Annotated in this window: 1 protein-coding gene; it reads left to right on the top strand. The window is 65.1% G+C overall.

The window, feature by feature from the left end:
• Positions 1–66: 66 nt before the first annotated feature.
• A protein-coding gene (locus CF68_RS34550; protein WP_152548611.1) for an IS3 family transposase occupies positions 67–1,628 on the top strand; the annotation gives its coding sequence in 2 pieces (ribosomal slippage) (positions 67–505 and positions 505–1,628; 1,563 coding nt in all).
• Positions 1,629–1,658 lie beyond the last annotated feature (30 nt).

Here is a 1,658-nt window from a genome sequence, read left to right on the forward strand (position 1 = left end):
CCCCCCCGCGTCAGAATAGTTGTCGCCTCTCTATGATGTTGAACCTGGGGGCGACAAGGATGAGAGATGGCTCGGTACGGAGAAGCATTCAGGAACAGAGCGGTGGCGCGGTTGTTGCCGCCGGAGAGCGCCCAAGTGGGCGTGGTATCACAAGAGATTGGGGTTTCGGTGCAGACATTGGAACGATGGCGTGAGGATGCGCAGTCCAGGCCCGCCCGAGGGCGGGCCTGGACTGCGCGCGCTCGACTCGAAGCGGTGATCACTACGGCGGCGATGGACGAGGCCGGCAAGAGCGCCTGGTGTCGTGAGCACGGCGTATATCCGGCCGAACTCGATCAGTGGTGTGCCAGCGCCACCGCGGCCTTGGCCGAGCCCGAGGAGGCCCGCGCCAGTCCGCAAGCCACCCGGCAAGACAAGAAGCGGATCAAGGAGCTCGAACGCGAACTGCTGCGCAAAGACCGGGCGCTGGCCGAAACGGCAGCCCTACTGGTCCTGTCAAAAAAAGTCGCGGCGATCTTCAACAAGGGAGAGGGCGAATGATCGGCCTCGAAGATCGCCAGGCACTGGCCCGAGATATCCATGTTGCGCAGGCGGCAGGCGCGCGCTTGAAGCCCGCCTGCGAGATGGCCGGCATCAACTTGCGCACGCTGCAACGCTGGCAAGCTGGCGAAGGCCTTGTCGGCGGTGATCGTAGGCCGCAGGCAGTGCGCCCTGTCCCGCCCCATGCCCTCTCTGAGGCCGAGCGCGCCCAGGTGCTGGCCCTCGCCAATGCGCCGCGCTTTGCCGCCGTGCCGCCGGCGCGCATCGTGCCCATGCTGGCCGATGAAGGGGTCTATCTGGCCAGCGAATCCACCTTCAGCCGCATCCTGCGCGCGCATGGGCAATCCGCTCACCGTGGGCGCGCCAAGACACCCAAGGCGGTCCGGCCGCCGACCACGCACATCGCTACCGCCGTGCGCCAGGTTTGGTGCTGGGACATGACCTACCTGCCGGCACAAGTCACGGGGCGCTGGTTCCACCTTTACCTGATTCTCGACTTGTACAGCCGCAAGATCGTCGGCTGGGAGGTGCATGATAGCGACCATGCCGACCATGCCGCCCATCTGGTGCGCCGCACGGCGCTGGCCGAAGGGATTGCCGCCTTGAGCGCCAAGCCGGTTCTGCACGGCGACAACGGCTCGACCTTGAAAGCCACGACGGTACTGGCCATGCTCAACTGGCTGGGCGTCAAACCCTCGTACTCGCGCCCACGGGTCAGCGATGACAATGCCTATGCCGAGTCGCTGTTTCGCACCGCCAAGTACCGGCCCGAGTTTCCCACCCGAGGCTTCGCCGACCTCGACGAGGCGCGCGCCTGGGCAGCCGGCTTCGTCCAGTGGTACAACGTCGATCATCGTCACAGCGGTATCCGCTACGTCAGTCCGGCCCAGCGCCATGCCGGTGAGGATCAGGCGATTCTGGCTGCCAGGCATGCTCTTTACACCGAGGCTCGCGAACTCAACCCGGCGCGTTGGTCCGGCAATACGCGCAACTGGTCGCCCATTGGCGCAGTCACGCTCAACCCGGAACGTGAGTCCGTCATAAAGACGCATTTGCCTGACGTGAATACTCAACAGTTGGCTGCATGACCGAGGCGACAACTACCTTGACGCGCGCCG

The sequence above is a fragment of the Cupriavidus sp. SK-4 genome, assembly GCF_000611125.1.
Taxonomy (GTDB): Bacteria; Pseudomonadota; Gammaproteobacteria; order Burkholderiales; family Burkholderiaceae; genus Cupriavidus; species Cupriavidus necator.